The organism is Mycobacterium farcinogenes, from assembly GCF_019739075.1.
Taxonomy (GTDB): domain Bacteria; phylum Actinomycetota; class Actinomycetes; order Mycobacteriales; family Mycobacteriaceae; genus Mycobacterium; species Mycobacterium senegalense.
Genome location: NZ_CP081673.1, coordinates 1,399,113 through 1,416,429, shown reverse-complemented (window position 1 = coordinate 1,416,429; position 17,317 = coordinate 1,399,113). Strand labels below are relative to the sequence as shown.

Here is a 17,317-nt window from a genome sequence, read left to right as displayed (position 1 = left end):
CGCCGGTCGCGTCAGTCGACGAGGCCCTCAAGTGCCGGATCGGCGAATAGCGCCGTCGGGATCCCGAGGACCTGCTTGGGGCGTACCCGCAGGACGATCAGCGCACCGGCCGCGCGGACCGAGATGATGTTGTCGCGGTCGATGACCAGAGTGGTCGCAGGAGTGTCGATACGGATTCGGGTTTCGTCGCCGCCGGCGGCCCACCGCGAACCAGTGCGCAGGACGCGCCGGTTGGGGATGTAGGCGCACACCAGACTGACCGCGACAGCGAAGGCTGCGTACACCCCGGCCGCCCCCGCGAATATCACGAACCCGGCCAGCCACCCGCTGCCGTTGACGATGCACACGCCTGCGGCGATCGCGGCGACCACTGTGGTGAATGTCAGCATCCGTTTCCACATCGCGGGTTGCCGCAGGATTGAAAGTGTTGCCCGGCGGGCGTCGCCGGCCTGAGCGGTCCACTCGGTGGTGGCCTTGGGAATCTGATCCACGCTGCCGGTCACGAACGAAGTCTGGCATGGCGGGCGAAAAGCCACCACGCCGTAGCCTCGACGCATGGAGCACCGGATCTTCGGCACCGCCGTGGCGGCGGTGTACCCGCACTACCTAGCGAAGGTGCAGCGCAGGGGTCGCACCCAGGCCGAACTCGACGAGGCCATCTGCTGGCTGACCGGGTTCGACGAGACGACGCTGCGGAACCACCTGGAGGACGAGACCACATTCGAGGAGTTCTTCGCCGACGCCTCGCTGAACCCGAACGCCTCGCTGATCACCGGTGTCGTGTGCGGGGTAAAGGTGCAGGAGGTCGAGGATCCGCTGATGCGCAAGATCCGCTACCTGGACAAGCTCGTCGACGAGCTGGCACGCGGCAAGCCGATGAACAAGGTGCTGCGCACGGCAGAGCCCGGCGCCTAGGCGATCAAATCCCGAATGGGTCGCTCTCGTCGGTTGCCCAGGCGGGGTTCGGGACGGGTCGGGTTGAGCTTGGGATTCATCCGGACGACCCGCGAACTATCCGCGGGCAGCGACCGCTTGTTTCAGGACTTTCTCGCCGCGCGCAGCTGCGCGTTGAACCAGGCCTGCCTCCCCGCGACGGTCTGGCCTTGCTTCGACACTTCCTGGAACAGAGGCTCACCTGCGGCGGCCGCGGCGCGGAACTCATCCTCGGTGTACTCGACGATTCGGCCGTCGTTTCCGGTCCACGCGGTGACCAGCCGGGCAAGTTCGGTCAACCGCTGGTCCCACGCATCGTCGTCCCCGGAATCGCCACGGCGGACCAAGAACAGGTCAATGTCGCTGTCGAGCTTCATGTGCCCGGTCGACGCGGAGCCGAACACCGCGGCGTACTTGAGATCCTCGCCCCACTTCTCGTCGAAGTGCTCTTCCAGTCTGCTGAGGAACGTGGAGTTCAGCCGCGACAGCATCCTGATGGGCTCGGCCGCGAGGTGCTCGGCATTGAGGCGGTAAGTGTGGGTTCTACCCACCTCGTCGTGCAGCACCACGCCCTGCGCGGTGAGCCGGTTGAGTACCTTGCGGATGCCTTCCCCCGACGCCTTGGTGAGGACGCGCTGGACCTGGCTGATCGTGAACGTGACGTCTGCACTCGCCAGGACAGCAAGCACGTCGCCGTCGAGCGTCGGCGTCACCGTTGCGAACGGCTTGTTCAGCTGCATGACCCGCATCCTTCTCTAACTAAAGTTAGAGTAATGCAACTATAGTTGGAGAAGCTCGAGTGGCAATCCGCCTGCCACGCCACGTACAGCCGATGTCTCCACATACCAGATTCGGGCTTCCGAGCAACATGCTCTGCAAATAGAAAAACCCACCGTCGCCAGTGGGTTCTCTCAGTGGCCAGGGCCGGGATCGAACCGGCGACCTTCCGCTTTTCAGGCGGACGCTCGTACCAACTGAGCTACCTGGCCGGAAGGCCGTCGGCCTTAGACCGAACTGCCTCGCCGTGATGGCGACCCTGACGGGACTCGAACCCGCGACCTCCGCCGTGACAGGGCGGCGCGCTAACCAACTGCGCCACAGGGCCTTACTTTTCCAGCATGCTCCACGTTTCCGTGTTGCGTACCCCCAACGGGATTCGAACCCGTGCTACCGCCGTGAAAGGGCGGCGTCCTAGGCCACTAGACGATGGGGGCCTAATCCGAATCTCTCCGGGGTACTCGTCAACCTCGTTCGTTGGGAGCTTCGATAGCTTAGGGTACGGATGCCCAAATCTTCAAACCAGGTGGTCGCGACACCAATTTGAGTCATCTTGTACCCTGTCTTCTCGCGCCCCTATAGCTCAGTTGGTAGAGCTACGGACTTTTAATCCGCAGGTCGTAGGTTCGAGCCCTACTGGGGGCACCAGATACCCGCGGGACCTCCTGGTCCCCCGGGTAGCTCGTCCCTGAGCTCCAGTCCGCCGCTTCGCGGCTCGGAATCTTCCCAGACAGCCTCCGCCGCTGGGAAAAGCCCAGCCGACGGACTCCGCACCCCCACCGGCTATCGCCGCTACGCCTCGGAGCGAACGCTATCCCGGCCCCGGGCGCTGTCTCGGACACCTTCGCCGCGCTCGAGTGCAGCACCGGTGCGGTAACACATCGAGATTGCCGCCGCGCCATAAGTTTTCACCCAGCTGGAGGTGACTCGGCAGCGCACGCCAGGGCCCCAGCTCTCGAGCCGTCCTCACCGAAGGTCCACACATTCAGAACTGAGCCACTTTGGAACTGTGAGTGCGCTGGCAAAGCAGAACTAGTGCCTTTTGGCACTGTCACAGCCCGCTACGGTTATGAGTAGCTGAGAGCTGTCAACAAGTTCGGCAGGGGAAGTCGGTAGTCGGGGGTTCAAAGATGGCTGAATTTCGGGGTGATCCGAAGAACCTGTACAACGCGGGTGAGCAAATGGTGGAGGCAACGCTGACCTCTACGGGCGATCACGTTCGAATCCACTCAGATATGGAGTCAGCGGCCAGCGGATTGCCCGTGGAAGCCGCTCCTGCACTGCAGGCCATGCTCACCTCATGGTCAGGCCAGCGAGCAGCGTTGCACGCGAAGATCGCCGACATGGGTGCCAACACTCAACAGGCCGCTGCCCAATACGCCAGCACCGATGGCGACAGCGGCCACGCCATAGAGAGCACTGTGCTGGATTTGGGCTTGTGACCACCTCTGATGAGCTTGAGCAGTGGAATCTGCGCTCGCTTGAGTTGATGATGGGCGCCACTCTGGAGTCCAACAAGAAGCTGAAACGCTTGGGCGACACGTTGGACGGGTCGAAAGCAGATCTGTCCGGCTGGGGTGGTGAAGCGGCCGAGGCGTGGAGTGAACTGCACGGCAAAGTGCGAGTGGACATCGACGAGCAGGGTCGGCAGGCCGACGCATTATTCAACAAGTTGGAGAAGATTTATCCCGAGTTTCGTAACGTCAAAAACGACTACGACGATCTCAAAGAACATGTGGCTGCCAACCACATGACGATCGTGCCGCCGGGCGTGGTGCAGGGCGAAGGGAATGCGCAAGCACCCCTGCAATACATGGCGGAACTACAGCTGTCTCAGGAGAAGCTGGATAACATCCTGGCGCGTGCCACCGCGGTGTCGGCCGAGATCGCTGACGCCATGTACGCCGCATGCGGGGTCGAAGAATCCGACCAGCACGAACCGGCATCTGAGAGTGCGCCCGATGGCCCCACCACGCCGGCCGACCAACTGCCCCTGCCGACGAAGGGAGGCCATGAACCGTTCCCCACTATCGCAACGCGGAATAACCACTCCCCCGACATCAGTCAGCATTTGGCCGACAATGCCCACCCGTCACCGCTGTTGGCCGGGCTGTCGGCTGGACAGTGGCGTGAACGGCTCGCCCATTTCCACCCGGGCGATCCACTGCCGGATCCGCGAACCCCGACTGGCGATAAATCAATCGACGCCCTGGCCCACGCGGCCAGCCAACAAAACTCCAGTTACGCCTGGGGTGGCAACAAGTCGAAAGACGGACCATCAGTGGGCCAAGGAGACACCGGCCAGGGGGCCAACCAATGGCACGACTGGGATCGCTACGGTTACGACTGCGGCGGGCTGGTGCGTTACTCGATCGAGCAGGGTGCGGGCCTCGATGTCGGCATGGGCACCAACAACATCGACACGAACCCCCGGCTCGACCATGTGGCGGGCGGCATACCAGGATCAGTCATCGATCAACATGCGCAGCCCGGCGACATCCTGATCTTCGGGCAGAACGCGGGCGACCCTTTCAGTGGATCCGATACCCACCACACGGGTCTCTATATCGGTAACGGCTACATGATCAATGCCCCAGAATCGGGCCAGCCGATACGGGTCGACGCTCTAGACGGCTACCAAGACGAGACCACCGACGTTTTACGAGCACCCTCACAATGACGCTGGGTCGCAGACCGAAGGATTTCACTATGAGACGCGCCGTGCTGCTCGCTCTGACCACAGTCGCCATCGCCGCATGCCAGACAGGAACGACGACCGGAATGCCCACAGCCAGCTCGCAACCACCGCCGGAAGATCTTCTCCCCGCATTCACCAACACGATTTGGCCCGCCATCGTCGACTACAACAAACACCGATCCCAAGGCGGTCCCGAATCAGAACGATTCCACGACATCATGGACCCCGACCTCAAAGGGGATAACGCGGGAATCGACGGTGTCCGAGCATATTCCGCGCTGAGAGACGCAGCGCAGAACCTGGGCCAGACTGACTACGACAACACGGCTAAGGTCCAACACTCCAGCAGTGACATCACCGCAGCTCACAGTGAAGTGAGTTCATTTACCAGCAACACCGCCGCGGTGAACGTCTGCTACACCTACACACACTCCTGGTACCGAGACGTCAAGGACAAGCAGCAGGCACCGGCCGCATCTGAGGCCACCGTGGAACTCGTCAACGTCGACAACACGTGGTACCTACGCGCCATTACCGACGACCATGTCGTTCCCAGTTGCACCAGTGGACGAGAATAGGGAAGGCCGTTCCGGCGCTGATCGAGGAGCCGGCCGTCGGCGGTGCAGGCCGTCCGTTGCGCCGCCAGCACGCACAGGTCGGTGGTTCGCATCACGGGTTGGACGCAACGAGGCCTGGTTGGGATCCGAGGAGTGCGATGATGACCTCATGAACACGTTCGCCGCAGCGACCGTGGTTGCCGCCGGGCTCGGGTTGGCCTTTGCGCCCGCAGCAGTCGCGGACGAAGCTGGCTTCCTCGACGGGATCCGGGCCCTCGACCACTACGCCCTCGACTGCCCAGGCTGCGCCCAAGATGCTGTCGATGTCGGACGCGAGGCCTGCCAAGCGTTCGACCTCGGAGGCGATCAGGCAGCGATTGCTGCGGTGCGCAAGGCGTACAACAGCGATGCCAGCGAATCAGCCGAGTACTACGCCACACTGTTCGCCCAGTCCGCGTCCTTCGAACTTTGCCCCGAGCACAGGGACGAGATTGGACAGATATAGCCGCCGGACGACTCGTTGGCGATATCCCGATAGACATGGCCACTTCTGGCGAAGATCATCCCGAATAGGCTGAACCGCACCGGTTCCCGAGGGGTGGTAGCTCAGCTGGTCAGAGCCACGTACTCATAATGCGTAGGTCGTGGGTTCAAGTCCCACCTGCCCCACCGCGTTCAGAAGCCCGCCTTCTTGTTCAGTGCATCAGCCGACATCGATCCCAGCGATCTGCCGTGGTGTCTACCACGCCGACCCGCTTGACCGTTTGGCGCAGCCACTATCCCTCGTCGTCGTTGAAACCGACTGGTGTGCCGAATATCTCGGCCTGATTCTCGAACGAGATCAAGTCCAAGACAGGCTCCAACGTCACCGCCATGGTGCCATCGTCGACTGCCACTGAGGTCGCCAACTCGGCAAGCATGACACCCGCGCTAACCCGCTCGGCGATCCATACCTCGAACGCATCTTGACCTCAGCATTGGTCGGCGCTCCCACACTCGCCGTAGTCACCTATGAAGTGCCTGTGAACATATCGATCGGCCTCAGCTTGACGGAGCACTCTGCCCCGTCGCTGACGCGCCGGAATCGATGCTTGAAAGCCTCAGGAGCGTGGTTCGCTGCGGTCACGCCGCACTCTCACGGGGAGAAGTGACGGATGTAAAATGGTATTTTGCCGGTCTAGCAATCCGCAGGTCGTAGGTTCGAGCCCTACTGGGGACACCAGAGCGCCGCCGCACGGCGGGTCACGGTGTGGTTCACAGGTGATGCGTGGCTCAACCCACGAGCACCACGGGCCACTCCCGTTTATCGTTGTGGCCGGGGATCAGTTGGAACGAAGGAGTCACCGATGTTGTCCCGGCGCCCGCACACTCGAGTCGTGGCCACCGCGGTCGGCGCGGCCATGCTGGCTGCAAGCGCCGCTTTCGGGGTCGCACCTGCCCACGCGGACGCTCAGGACGACCAGTTCTACGGCATCGTCAAAGAGCTGAACATCCCGACCAACTCGGCCGAGGAGGCCGGCCAGGTCGGTCGCGGGGTCTGCGATGCGCTCACGAAAGGCAAGATCGAGCCTGCCCGCACGGTGCGGGGTGTGATCAGCCAGTTGATGAACCAGGCAGGCATCGACAAGCACCAAGCGGCGAACCTGGTCAAGGGGGCGGTCAAGGTCTACTGCCCGCAGAACGCCCCGTTCGTCGGACGCTGAAGCACACCCGGGGGCTCAGGAGAGCCGCGCCGCGTCAAACCTTGGGGCAGTAATGCATCCCGTTGTCGCGGTGCCCGATCGGCGGCAGGTTGCGGGCCGGCGTGTGCACCAGCGGAGCGTCGGCCGGCAGCCGTCCCGTGACACGGTCCCACGCGGTGCGCGCTCGGGGATGCATGCGTCGCCGCCTGGGTACGAGCTTGAAGACGTGGCCGATCACCTTGCCCAGCAAGCGATGCCGTTTCTCGTCACGGTCCGACCAGGTGTATCCCATCAGCTCGCGCACCGCCGGGTGGTACAGCCCGACGGTGAACCATACGAACAACGGGTGCACCACGTACTTGCGCTGCAGCGCCCACATCCAGTCGGGTAGCTTGGCGGCAAACGGCGGCTTCGGCAGCTCACTGAGATCCAGCACGTCGCGGGCGGCCTGGTTGTTCTCTAATACGTTGCGGCACATGTGTTCCCAATAGACCTGGAAGTCTTCCCAGGTTTCCGGCACCGGCCGCATGCTCATGCCGTACATCGAGTACCACTGCTTGTGCTCTTCGAACAGCTGCCGCTTGTCGGCCTCGGAGATCCCGCCGGCGAGCCGGTCCGCGACGATGATCGTGCCGACGAAGAACGTCGAATGTGCCCAGTAGAAGACCTCGGGATTCAACGCGTGGTAACGGCGGCCCTGGGCGTCGACCCCTTTGATGTCGACGTGGTAGTCACGCACCTCGGCGCCGGTTTGCGGCGCGCGGTGGCCGTCGAACACCACGCCGCCGATGGGGTACAGCGAGCGCAGCAGGCGGGGCCAGCGTTCCTGGAAGAAGATCGAGTGCTCCATCACCGCCGCCCCCAGCTGGGGATGCATGTTCTGCATCGACCCGGCCCACGGCCCCTGCAGCATGCCTCGCCAGTCGCCGAAGTACTTCCAGGTCAGCGAATCCGGTCCGAGCGGGATCGGCGGCGCCTCATATCCGCCCGGGGCGGCCGGGCAACCCGCCGCCACCGCGGCGGATCCGCTGGTCACGGGGCATGTCTCAGAAGTATCTTGTGTCACAGGTGCGCTTTCTGCCGGCAAGACGGTGTCCTGTTTTCAAATGTGACTACACATGTTGTCATCGGAGCTTAGGAGTAGATGTGCCATCCGGTCAACGACGCGGCCGATGGTCGGGCGTTCCGCTTCAGGAACGCGCGGCACGTCGGCGCGACGACCTGATCGCCGCGGGCGTCACCTTGCTGGGCAAAGCCGACGGCCCGGCGTTGACGGTTCGGGCGGTGTGCCGGGCCGCCGAACTCACCGAGCGGTACTTCTACGAGAGCTTCGCCGACCGCGACACGTTCGTCCGGGCGGTCTACGACGACGTCTGCGCCCGGGCCATGTCAGCCCTGACGACGGCTGTCACACCCCGCGAGGCCGTCGAACAATTCGTCGCGCTCATGGTCGACGACCCCACCCGAGGCCGGGTGCTGCTACTGGCCCCGGAATCCGAGCCGGTGCTGACCCGCTCGGGCGCCGAGTGGATGCCGGACTTCATCGGCCTGCTGCAGCGCAAACTCACTCGCATCGCTGACCCGGTACGCCAAGCCATGATCGCCACCAGTCTGATCGGCGCGCTGACCGCGTTGTTCACCGCGTATCTCGACGAGCGGCTGCCGGCCAGCCGCGAACAGTTCATCGACTACTGCGTCGACCTGCTGCTGGGCCGGGTCGGAAGTTTCTGAGCGACGGGCCTACTCGTCCGGGGTGCTCGCCTCGGCGATCGGCTCTTGTTCGGCCGCGGCGGCCTCGTCTTCGGCGGCCTTGGCTTCACGCCCCGCCGGGCTGGCGATGGACGCACCAGGATGCGTCTCGGTGGCATGGTCGCCATCGCAGTTGAGCGACACCTCTGTCACGTCTTCGCGATATTCGTAGTAGGTGTCGGACGTCTGCGGCACCAATTGACGGACGGTCCAGGCATTGGTGACGATGCACTCGTCGCGCGGCAACCGGCTCCCCACGGTGACCGCGACGTGCGCCGTACCTCCGCCGTCCTCGATGGCGGTCACCGCGTCGCTGTACTTTTGCCCCACGACGTCGGGGGCAGCTTGGGCCGTCCCCGCGCCCATCACCGCGAACGCAAAACCCGCCGCGGACATCCCGATGACACTTCCGAACCCGATCGCGATCTTCATCTGGCCCGACCTTCCCCGTCCGGTGATCTCTCCCGGAAGTGGGGCGGCAGCGCTTTCGATAGTGCCTTGGGTCGCCCCACGGCTCGCGACGCATGTCACGAGCTTCGGGAGCTAGTTGAATTCTAGCTGTCCGGACGATTGACGGACGGCTACTGCTACTCGTCGGGCGTGCTGGCCTCGGCGAGTTCTTCCTGCTCGGCAGCGGCCGCCTCATCAGCGGCCTTCTTGGCTTCACGTCCGGCCGGGCTGGCTACCGAGGCACCAGAGTGAGTCGAGGAGGCGTACCCACCGTCGCAGTTGAGGGAGAGCATCACCTCGTCCTCGGCATGGGTGTACTCATCGCCGGCGTCGCGCACGAACGGGGCGTCCCAGACATGGGTGACCACACACTCGTCCTTGGCCAGCTTGCTGCCGACGGTGACCGCCACCTTGGCCGTACCGCCGTCGTCCTCTATCGCCGAGGCGGCGTCTTCGTACGTCTCACCCACCACGTCGGGGGCGGCAGCCGCCACCGCACCGCCGAACAAGCCGGATGCCATCACAGCGATCGCCACCCCGGCTCCGGAAACGACAAGTCTCTTCATCGCCTCGCACGACTCCTCACGGCCATCCCGACTACAGATTCAACCGGGAAGTTACCGAGAGAAGGACGAAAGCCGGTGGCGGAGAAGCGAATTGCGGGTTAACGCTATGCGTCGCGTCGTCGAACGCGTGCGCCTACTCGTCGGGTGTGCTGACCTCGGCGAGCTCAGCCTGCTCAGCGAGTTGAGCCTGCTGTTCGGCGTACTCCTGCTTCGCCGCCTCCAGATCATCGGCAGCCTTGGCCTCACGGCCGGCCGGGCTGGCCACCGAGGCGCCGGGGTGGGTGGCGGTGGCATGGCCGCCGTCGCAGTTCAGCGACACCATCACCTCACCGTCGGCATGGCTGCCGTCCCGGACGAACGGGGCATCCCACGCGTTGGTGACGATGCAATCGTCCTGGGACAGCTTGCTGCCGACCGTGACCGCCACCTTGGCGCTGGCCCCGCTATCCTCGATCGCGCTCGAAGCGTCCGAGTAGGTTTGGCCGACCACGTCAGGCGCGGCGGCGGCAACACCGGCGCCGAACAACAGGGATACGGCCGCACCGGCGGCAATTGCGGCTCCGGCACCAACGACAAGCTTTTTCACGTGTGCCCAACCTCCGAGCGTGGGTATCCGACAGATGTTCGTGCGGATCCTACAGTCGGCGCGGCCGCTCCGCAGGACTCACGAACGCGCCCGCGCGGCAACTTGATGTCACCGGGTTACACAGATATATTGACTGCAACCAACAGGTACAGATAACTGAAGCGTCTGCGGACGCGAGAGGGTGGAGGCATATGTCGCAGGAATACACAGACCTGCAGCTCCTGCACGAACTCGAGCCTGTCGTTGAAACCAGCATCAATCGCCACATGCGGATGCGCAAGGACTGGAACCCGCACGACTTCATTCCGTGGTCGGACGGCAAGAACTACTACGCACTCGGCGGCCAGGATTGGGACCCCGAGCAGTCCAAGCTGTCCGAGGTCGCCAAGACCGCGATGGTGCAGAACCTGCTGACCGAAGACAACCTGCCCTCCTACCACCGCGAGATCGCGATGAACATGGGCATGGACGGCGCCTGGGGCCAGTGGGTCAACCGCTGGACCGCCGAGGAGAACCGCCACGGCATCGCCCTGCGCGACTACCTCGTCGTCACCCGCGCCGTCGACCCGGTCGAGCTGGAAGAGCTGCGCGTCGAGCAGGTCACCCGCGGCTTCTCCCCCGGCCAGAACCAGCAGGGCGACCTGTTTGCCGAGAGCCTGTTCGACTCGGTGATGTACGTGTCGTTCCAAGAGCTCGCCACCCGCGTCAGCCACCGCAACACCGGCAAGGCTTGCGATGACCCGATCGCCGATCAGCTGCTGCAGCGCATCTCCGCCGACGAGAACCTGCACATGATCTTCTACCGGGACGTTTCGGCGGCCGGCCTCGACATCGCCCCCAACCAGGGCATGGCCTCGCTGCACCGCGTGCTCGACAACTTCAAGATGCCCGGCTACACGGTTCCCGACTTCCGCCGCAAGGCCGTCGTCATCGCCGTCGGCGGTGTCTACGACCCGCGCATCCACCTGGACGACGTGGTGATGCCGGTGCTGCGCAAGTGGCGCATCTTCGAACGTGAGGACTTCACGGGTGAGGGCGCACGGCTGCGCGACGACCTCGGCCGCATCGTCGAGGAACTCGAGGACGCCTGCGACAAGTTCGAGGTCGCCAAGGAGCGCCGCCTGGAACGCGAGCGCAAGGTGGCCGAGAAGAAGGCGATGAAGAACCTGCTGGTGTCGTCCTCGTCTTCATGACCCTGACCGCATCGCCCCCGGAAACGGCAGCGTCGGCCCGATCCCAGCTGCGGATCGGGCCGTTCGCGTTGCCCAGTCCCGTCGTGCTCGCCCCCATGGCCGGGGTGACCAACGTGGCGTTCCGCACGCTGTGCCGCGAGCTGGAGATCGCCCGCGCCGGCACCGTCAGCGGCCTGTATGTGTGCGAGATGGTCACCGCCCGGGCCCTGGTCGAGCGCCATCCGGTCACCATGCACATGACCACCTTCGGCCCCGACGAGTCGCCGCGGTCGCTGCAGCTCTACACGGTGGACCCCCAGACCACGTATCTGGCGGCCAAGATGATCGCCGACGAGGGCATGGCCGACCACATCGACATGAACTTCGGCTGCCCGGTCCCGAAGGTCACCAAGCGTGGCGGCGGATCGGCACTGCCCTATAAGCGGCGGCTGTTCGGCCAGATCGTGGCCGCTGCCGTGCGAGGTGTCGAGGGCACCGACATTCCGGTGACGGTGAAGTTCCGGATCGGCATCGACGACGCGCACCACACGCACTTGGACGCCGGGCGGATCGCCGCCGAGGAGGGCGCGGCAGCCGTGGCGCTGCACGCCCGCACCGCCGCGCAACGCTACTCGGGCACGGCCGACTGGGATCAGATCGCGGCGCTCAAAGCCCATGTCACCAGCATTCCGGTGCTCGGCAACGGCGACATCTTCGAGGCCGAGGACGCGCTGGCGATGATGGCCGCGACAGGATGCGACGGCGTGGTGATCGGCCGCGGCTGCCTGGGCCGGCCATGGCTGTTCGCCGAGCTGTCCGCCGCCTTCACCGGCCGGCCGGCCGCCACCCCGCCGAACCTGGGCGAGGTGGCCGACATCGTGCGCCGCCACGGCGAGCTGCTCAGCGAGCACTTCGGCGAGGACAAGGGCATGCGCGACATCCGCAAGCACGTCGCCTGGTATCTGCACGGGTTCCCGGCCGGCGCCGAGCTGCGCCGCGGGCTGGCCTTGGTCAAGACCCGCGCCGAACTCGACGAGCTGCTCTCCCAGCTGGACGGCGACGCCCCGTTCCCGCCCGCGGCGACCGGTCCGCGCGGACGGCAGGGGTCGGCCGCCTCCGTATCGCTGCCCGAGGGATGGCTCGACGATCCCGACGACTGCGCGGTCCCGGCCGGGGCCGATGTGATGCATTCCGGAGGCTGACCTGCGCTCGCGCCGAGATGACATCGAGACAGCTCTGTCACCTGGTTGGGTCTAGCTCAGTCTCAGGATGCGTCAGTACGATGAAAACCCTGTCGCGGCCGGCTCAGGTAGCCAGCCCGGCACTGTGCTGCTAGAAGAGATGAGGAGAAAAACCTCAGCAGCACCCAGATCACACCGCGGGAACGATGCGCACCGACGCGCACGCGCGAGTTCGAAGAGTCGGAGGCCGGTAAGGACATGAGTGACGCTGATAACGCCACTCCCGGCCGTCGCCACCGCTCGCCGGAGCAACCGTCGGACAACCAATGGATTACCCGATCCCGCCAGCCTTTGCCAGGCGCCGCGCCGTGGGAACGTCAAGATGCCGCGCTACCCGACGATTTACCACTCGATGAGCCCACCGGAAGCCACGCCGACGGAGTAACTGTCGCGGATCTGATCGCCAAGGTCGCCGGAACCGGCTTCACACCGACCCGCCACCGACTCGAGCCGGACGAGGCATACGAGGCTTACGAGCCGGAGCCAGAACTCGACGCGGCACCGGAACCTGAGCCCGCGTACTTCCAGGAGCCCGAGCCAGAACCAGAACCCGCGTACTTCTGGGAACCGGAACTCGAGCCGGAGCCGGAATTCGAGCCGGAGACCGAACCAGAGTTCGAGGCCGAGGTCGAGGTCGAAACAGAAGCCGAGCCCGAGCCGGACTACGCACCGGCCTACGCCCGTCCGCAGGTACCCGATCCGACCGACGTGATCGCCGCGGTACGGATCGACCCGGAGGCCGAAGAACCCCACGACGGGGCCGAGGATTTCCCGGCGCAGTTCGACGAGCCGCTCGAGGACCCGTCGGACCTGCAGATCGAAACCGAAAACGCCAACACCGACGTCCTGCCGGCGTTGGCCGTCTACGACTACGAAGCCCCCCAGCAGCGCCCCACGTGGCGCGCTCGCCCGACACCGCCGGACGAACACGATCCCGACGAAACCACTGTGCTCGAGGCAGTGCGGGTACCGATCAATCGCCGGGTGATGCTGGCCGGGCGGGCCGCCGCCGCCATGCTCGCGGTGCTCACCCTGGTGCTCACCGGTGGGGCCTGGCAGTGGCAGTCCTCCAAGAACGACAGCCTCAACAAGGTGGCCGCGCTCGACCTCAACTCGCGTGACATCGTCGACCCGAACGCCCAGTTCGGCGATGAGAACTTCCTGATCATCGGAACCGACAGCCGCTTCGGCGAAAACGGGGGCATGGGTGCCGGCGGCACCGAGGATGCCGGCGGCGCGCGATCGGACACGATCATGCTGGTGAACATCCCGGCCAACCGGGAACGGGTTGTCGCCGTGTCGTTCCCGCGTGACCTCTCGATCGAACCGATGAAGTGCGAGCCGTGGAACCCGGAAACGGCGACCTACGGTCCGCTGTACGACGAGGAGACCGAGACCTACGGTCCCGACGAGGTCTACACCGAGACCAAGCTGAACTCGGCCTTCGCCTTCGGCGGGCCGAAGTGCCTGGTGAAGGTGATCCAGAAACTGTCCGGGTTGTCCATCAACCGCTTCATGGCCGTCGACTTCTCCGGTTTCTCCAAGATGGTCGACGCGCTGGGCGGGGTCGAGGTGTGCAGCACCACCCCGCTCGAGGACTACGAACTCGGCACCGTCCTACCCAACGCCGGACGGCAGATGGTCGACGGGCACACCGCCCTGAACTATGTGCGAGCCCGGCAGGTGACCACCGAATACAACGGCGACTACGGTCGCATCAAACGTCAGCAGCTGTTCTTGTCCTCACTGCTGCGAGCGCTGATCTCCCGCGACACCTTCTTCTCGCTGAACAAGCTGAACAACGTGGTCAACATGTTCATCAGCGACAGCTTCGTCGACAACATCAGGACCAAGGACCTCGTTGACCTCGGCCAGTCCGTGCAGGGCGTGAACGCCGGCCGGATCACCTTCGTCACCGTGCCGACCGTCGGTTACGCCGACGAGTACGGCAACGAAGTCCCGCGTACCGAGGACATGCGGGCACTGTTCGACGCGATCATCAACGACGATCCGTTGCCCGGGGAGAAGAACCCGGACAACACCCCGGTGCCCGGCACCCCGGAATCGGCCACGTCGTCGGTGCAGGCGGCCGCCCCGTCGTCGACGCCCCAGTCGACCGCCCCGGCGCCCGCGCCGGAGGCGACGGACAGCGGCGAGATGGTCAACGCCGTCACCACCGATCCGCAGCAGGTCACGGTGCAGGTGTCGAACTCCACGGGCCAGAGCGGCCTAGCCTCGACTGCGGCCACCGAGCTGCAGGAACACGGCTTCAACGTCAACACCCCCGACGACTACCCGAGCACGCTGCCGGCGACCACGGTGTTCTTCTCCCCCGGTAACGAGGAGGCGGCCGCGACGGTGGCCAGTTCCTTCGCCAACCCCACCATCGAGCGGGTATCGGGCATGGGCGACGTGGTGCAGGTGGTGCTGGGCTCCGATTTCAACACCGTCAACGCGCCGACCCCGAGCGGGTCAGAGGTGCAGGTACATGTGCTGAAGGGCACCAGCAGCAGCCCGACCCATCTTCCCGAGGATCTGACCGTAACCAACGCGGCCGATACCACCTGCGAATAGGCCCCGGCACCCGGGAGGACGGCATTCACCGTTCGTTCATCGTTGCATCGTGACTACAGGCCTGCTGACCGCATAATCTTGCAGCATGCGTACCCAATACCACGAGCAGTTGCATTCCCTCACGGACCAACTCGGGCAGATGTGCGAGTTGGCGGGTAACGCAATGGAGCTGGCCACCCAGGCGCTCTTGCAGGCCGATCTCGCGCTCGCCGAGCAGGTGATCAGCGACCACGACAAGATGACGGTGCTCAGCACGCAGGCCGAGGAGTCCGCGTTCGTGCTGCTCGCGCTGCAAGCGCCCGTTGCCGGCGACCTGCGGTCGGTGGTTGGCTCGATCCAGATCGTCGCCGATGTCGACCGGATGGGCGCCCTGGCGCTGCACGTCGCCAAGATCGCGCGACGACGCCACCCCCAGCATGTGCTGCCGGAGGAAGTGAACGGCTACTTCGCCGAAATGGGTCGCGTGGCAGTCGAATTGGGGCACGCCGCACGCGAGGTGCTGCTCACCCGGGATCCGGAGAAGGCCGCCCGGATCCAGGAGGAAGACGACGCGATGGACGATCTGCATCGTCACCTGTTCTCGGTGCTGATGGACCGGGAATGGAAGCACGGCGTCACCGCTGCCGTCGATGTGACGTTGCTGAGCCGGTTCTACGAGCGCTTCGCCGACCACGCCGTCGAGGTGGCGCGGCGGGTCATCTTCCAGGTCACCGGCGCCTACCCGGACGGGGATTCGGCTTCCTTGAGCCAGTGACTCAGGGCTGGTCGGCCGGCGGCACCAGCCGGACGCCGTCTTTGTGCGCGCCGGCCAGGTCACCGAGCACCTTGACCAGCACCTGCAGGTCAGCCCCGCTGTAACGCAGCAGGAAATCACGCGTTCCGCGGTCCATCTCCTCGTGCAGTTCGCGATGCACGTCGGCGACGAGCCGACCGTCCGCGGTCAGGCCGAGCTCGATCTCCTTGCGGTTGCCCGGTACCGGCGTGCGGACCACCAGGCCGGCCTCGACCAGTCGCTGGACGTGCTTGGACACCGTGCCCTTGAGCCTGCCCGAGCGCGCCGCCAGCCCGACCACGCTGACCGGACCTTCGGCGATCTCGGCCAGCAGGTGCAGCGACGATGTCGGTAGTGATCGCATGGGCGTCTGCAACCGGGCAGGGATGCGGGCCGCCATGAAGTCGCGTTCCGCGTCGCCCTCCCCGTCATTCCCGAGCCGGTCCCCCACCGTGGCCAACAGCCCGGCGATGGCCTCGATCAGCTCAAGTTTGGTTTTCACGGAAACAATATTGCCATCCGGCACCGCCCACAGTTATTGTTTCCACAGAAACCATATTGATGGAAACCAAAGGAGTCGCCATGAAGGCCGCACTGGTCACCGAATGGGGCCGCGTCCCCGCCTACACCGACGTGCCCACGCCACAGGCCCACGAAGGCACACAGGTAGCCACCGTCGAAGCATCGGCCCTGACCAACCTCACCCGGGCACTGGTATCAGGGACGCACTACGCCAGCAAGGAAATCGCACTGCCGGCCATCCCCGGGGTCGACGGAGTGGCACGGCTCGCCGACGGCCGCCGGATCTATACCGGCGCCCTCGGTTACTCGGGCATGATGGCGGAGCAGGCCGTGGTCGATCCTCGCGGTGGCGTCGAAATCCCCGAGCACGTCGACTCGGTGACCGCCGCCGCCCTGCCCAACCCGGGCATCTCGGCGTGGACGGCCCTGTCACACGCCGCGGCGGTCAAGCCCGGCGATCATGTGCTGGTCTTGGGCGCCACCGGGGTAACCGGTTCCATGGCAGTGCAATTGGCCGGTGCCATGTTCGCGGCCGAGACGGTGGTGGCCGCCGGGCGCAACCCGGAACGACTGGAGTGGCTACGGTCGGCCGGCGCCCACGACACGATCGCCCTCGGCGAGCAGGATCTCAGTGCGCGGGTCGCCGAGATGCACGCCCGCAGACCGTTCGACGCGGTGCTCGACTACCTGTGGGGCGACCCGGCCGCCGAGGTGCTCACCGCCCTGGCCGCCAGTCATCCGGCCGCGCACTACCACCCGACCCGATTCGTGCAGATCGGGTCGATGACCGCGCCGACGCTGACGCTGGACGCAGCAGTGTTGCGCAGCACCGGGATCACGCTGTGCGGGGTCGGTATCGGCAGCGTGCCGCACGAGGTACTGGGCCGTGCCCGCACCGAGGCATTACCGAAGCTGTTCGATATGGCCGCTGCCGGCCAGCTCGAATTGCGCACTCAGCCAAGGGCATTGGCCGATGTCGCCGAGGTATGGGCCGGCGGCGAGCCGTCAGGCACCCGCGTCGTGCTCACTCCCTAGCGC

At 65.2% G+C, this 17,317-nt stretch carries 20 protein-coding genes and 5 tRNA genes; 14 read left to right on the top strand and 11 right to left on the bottom strand.

Annotation, left to right across the window (positions count from 1 at the left end):
• Positions 1 to 11: 11 nt before the first annotated feature.
• The gene (locus K6L26_RS06555) at positions 12 to 503 is read right to left on the bottom strand and encodes a hypothetical protein (RefSeq protein ID WP_047038938.1); all 492 of its coding nucleotides are present in this window, start codon (positions 501 to 503) and stop codon (positions 12 to 14) included.
• Between the two features lie 52 nt (positions 504 to 555).
• Between K6L26_RS06555 and K6L26_RS06550 the strand changes: the two genes are divergently transcribed.
• The gene (locus K6L26_RS06550; RefSeq protein WP_064897106.1) at positions 556 to 915 is read left to right on the top strand and encodes a DUF2200 domain-containing protein; all 360 of its coding nucleotides are present in this window, start codon (positions 556 to 558) and stop codon (positions 913 to 915) included.
• Between the two features lie 122 nt (positions 916 to 1,037).
• On the opposite strand, the gene K6L26_RS06545 is transcribed toward K6L26_RS06550, so the two are convergent.
• The 4 genes from K6L26_RS06545 to K6L26_RS06530 all read right to left on the bottom strand — a co-directional run bounded on the left by K6L26_RS06545 (position 1,038) and on the right by K6L26_RS06530 (position 2,147).
• On the bottom strand, positions 1,038 to 1,673 hold the full coding sequence (locus tag K6L26_RS06545) for a nucleotidyltransferase domain-containing protein (protein ID WP_064897126.1): 636 nt from the start codon (positions 1,671 to 1,673) through the stop codon (positions 1,038 to 1,040).
• 175 nt (positions 1,674 to 1,848) lie between these two features.
• A tRNA-Phe gene (locus tag K6L26_RS06540) sits at positions 1,849 to 1,922 on the bottom strand.
• Positions 1,923 to 1,961: 39 nt separating this feature from the next.
• Positions 1,962 to 2,038 (bottom strand) — tRNA-Asp (locus tag K6L26_RS06535).
• A 36-nt stretch (positions 2,039 to 2,074) separates the two neighbouring features.
• A tRNA-Glu gene (locus tag K6L26_RS06530) sits at positions 2,075 to 2,147 on the bottom strand.
• A 135-nt stretch (positions 2,148 to 2,282) separates the two neighbouring features.
• On the opposite strand from K6L26_RS06530, the gene K6L26_RS06525 reads away from it, so the two are divergent.
• The 6 genes from K6L26_RS06525 (at position 2,283) to K6L26_RS06500 (ending at position 5,634) form a co-directional block, all read left to right on the top strand.
• A tRNA-Lys gene (locus tag K6L26_RS06525) sits at positions 2,283 to 2,358 on the top strand.
• Positions 2,359 to 2,840: 482 nt separating this feature from the next.
• Positions 2,841 to 3,152 carry a hypothetical protein gene (locus K6L26_RS06520; protein ID WP_019347778.1) on the top strand — a complete coding sequence of 104 codons (312 nt, stop codon included), beginning with the start codon at positions 2,841 to 2,843 and terminating at the stop codon, positions 3,150 to 3,152.
• Positions 3,149 to 4,390 (top strand): C40 family peptidase, encoded by a 1,242-nt coding sequence (locus K6L26_RS06515; protein ID WP_019347777.1) that lies wholly within the window; start codon positions 3,149 to 3,151, stop codon positions 4,388 to 4,390. Before K6L26_RS06520 ends, K6L26_RS06515 begins: the two co-directional genes overlap by 4 nt.
• A gap of 41 nt (positions 4,391 to 4,431) precedes the next feature.
• Complete coding sequence (locus tag K6L26_RS06510; RefSeq protein WP_019347776.1) at positions 4,432 to 4,986, top strand: hypothetical protein; 555 nt, start codon at positions 4,432 to 4,434, stop codon at positions 4,984 to 4,986.
• 148 nt (positions 4,987 to 5,134) lie between these two features.
• Positions 5,135 to 5,470, top strand: coding sequence for a DUF732 domain-containing protein (locus tag K6L26_RS06505; protein WP_221852863.1), 336 nt, complete (start codon positions 5,135 to 5,137; stop codon positions 5,468 to 5,470).
• Between the two features lie 90 nt (positions 5,471 to 5,560).
• Positions 5,561 to 5,634, top strand: a tRNA-Ile gene (locus K6L26_RS06500).
• Between the two features lie 107 nt (positions 5,635 to 5,741).
• On the opposite strand, the gene K6L26_RS06495 is transcribed toward K6L26_RS06500, so the two are convergent.
• Positions 5,742 to 5,885, bottom strand: a complete 144-nt coding sequence (locus tag K6L26_RS06495) for a hypothetical protein (protein WP_019347774.1) — start codon at positions 5,883 to 5,885, stop codon at positions 5,742 to 5,744.
• A gap of 456 nt (positions 5,886 to 6,341) precedes the next feature.
• On the opposite strand from K6L26_RS06495, the gene K6L26_RS06490 reads away from it, so the two are divergent.
• Positions 6,342 to 6,668 carry a DUF732 domain-containing protein gene (locus tag K6L26_RS06490; RefSeq protein ID WP_019348994.1) on the top strand — a complete coding sequence of 109 codons (327 nt, stop codon included), beginning with the start codon at positions 6,342 to 6,344 and terminating at the stop codon, positions 6,666 to 6,668.
• A gap of 34 nt (positions 6,669 to 6,702) precedes the next feature.
• Here K6L26_RS06490 and K6L26_RS06485 read toward each other — a convergent pair whose 3' ends face one another.
• Complete coding sequence (locus tag K6L26_RS06485; protein WP_043371227.1) at positions 6,703 to 7,713, bottom strand: oxygenase MpaB family protein; 1,011 nt, start codon at positions 7,711 to 7,713, stop codon at positions 6,703 to 6,705.
• A gap of 80 nt (positions 7,714 to 7,793) precedes the next feature.
• Here K6L26_RS06485 and K6L26_RS06480 point away from each other — a divergent pair, with 80 nt between their 5' ends.
• On the top strand, positions 7,794 to 8,378 hold the full coding sequence (locus K6L26_RS06480; protein ID WP_019348992.1) for a TetR/AcrR family transcriptional regulator: 585 nt from the start codon (positions 7,794 to 7,796) through the stop codon (positions 8,376 to 8,378).
• A 9-nt stretch (positions 8,379 to 8,387) separates the two neighbouring features.
• Here the strand turns inward: K6L26_RS06480 and K6L26_RS06475 are convergent, their stop codons facing one another.
• The 3 genes from K6L26_RS06475 to K6L26_RS06465 form a co-directional block, all read right to left on the bottom strand.
• Positions 8,388 to 8,828, bottom strand: a complete 441-nt coding sequence (locus K6L26_RS06475; protein WP_019348991.1) for a hypothetical protein — start codon at positions 8,826 to 8,828, stop codon at positions 8,388 to 8,390.
• Positions 8,829 to 8,983: 155 nt separating this feature from the next.
• A complete protein-coding gene (locus K6L26_RS06470; protein ID WP_036391938.1) occupies positions 8,984 to 9,412 on the bottom strand; it encodes a hypothetical protein in 429 nt (142 codons plus the stop codon).
• A 133-nt stretch (positions 9,413 to 9,545) separates the two neighbouring features.
• Entirely contained in the window at positions 9,546 to 9,998 is a 453-nt protein-coding gene (locus K6L26_RS06465; protein WP_019348989.1) for a hypothetical protein, read from the bottom strand.
• Positions 9,999 to 10,189: 191 nt separating this feature from the next.
• Here K6L26_RS06465 and K6L26_RS06460 point away from each other — a divergent pair, with 191 nt between their 5' ends.
• The 4 genes from K6L26_RS06460 to phoU all read left to right on the top strand — a co-directional run bounded on the left by K6L26_RS06460 (position 10,190) and on the right by phoU (position 15,739).
• On the top strand, positions 10,190 to 11,191 hold the full coding sequence (locus K6L26_RS06460; RefSeq protein WP_036391936.1) for an acyl-ACP desaturase: 1,002 nt from the start codon (positions 10,190 to 10,192) through the stop codon (positions 11,189 to 11,191).
• 47 nt (positions 11,192 to 11,238) lie between these two features.
• Positions 11,239 to 12,372 (top strand): tRNA dihydrouridine synthase DusB, encoded by a 1,134-nt coding sequence (dusB, locus tag K6L26_RS06455; protein ID WP_036392919.1) that lies wholly within the window; start codon positions 11,239 to 11,241, stop codon positions 12,370 to 12,372.
• Positions 12,373 to 12,609: 237 nt separating this feature from the next.
• Positions 12,610 to 14,985 (top strand): LCP family protein, encoded by a 2,376-nt coding sequence (locus K6L26_RS06450; protein ID WP_081281790.1) that lies wholly within the window; start codon positions 12,610 to 12,612, stop codon positions 14,983 to 14,985.
• Between the two features lie 85 nt (positions 14,986 to 15,070).
• Positions 15,071 to 15,739 carry a phosphate signaling complex protein PhoU gene (gene phoU, locus K6L26_RS06445; RefSeq protein ID WP_036391932.1) on the top strand — a complete coding sequence of 223 codons (669 nt, stop codon included), beginning with the start codon at positions 15,071 to 15,073 and terminating at the stop codon, positions 15,737 to 15,739.
• Position 15,740: 1 nt separating this feature from the next.
• Here phoU and K6L26_RS06440 read toward each other — a convergent pair whose 3' ends face one another.
• A complete protein-coding gene (locus tag K6L26_RS06440; protein ID WP_019345618.1) occupies positions 15,741 to 16,259 on the bottom strand; it encodes a MarR family winged helix-turn-helix transcriptional regulator in 519 nt (172 codons plus the stop codon).
• A gap of 80 nt (positions 16,260 to 16,339) precedes the next feature.
• On the opposite strand from K6L26_RS06440, the gene K6L26_RS06435 reads away from it, so the two are divergent.
• A complete protein-coding gene (locus K6L26_RS06435) occupies positions 16,340 to 17,314 on the top strand; it encodes a quinone oxidoreductase family protein (RefSeq protein WP_064897102.1) in 975 nt (324 codons plus the stop codon).
• The last annotated feature ends 3 nt before the right edge of the window (positions 17,315 to 17,317 follow it).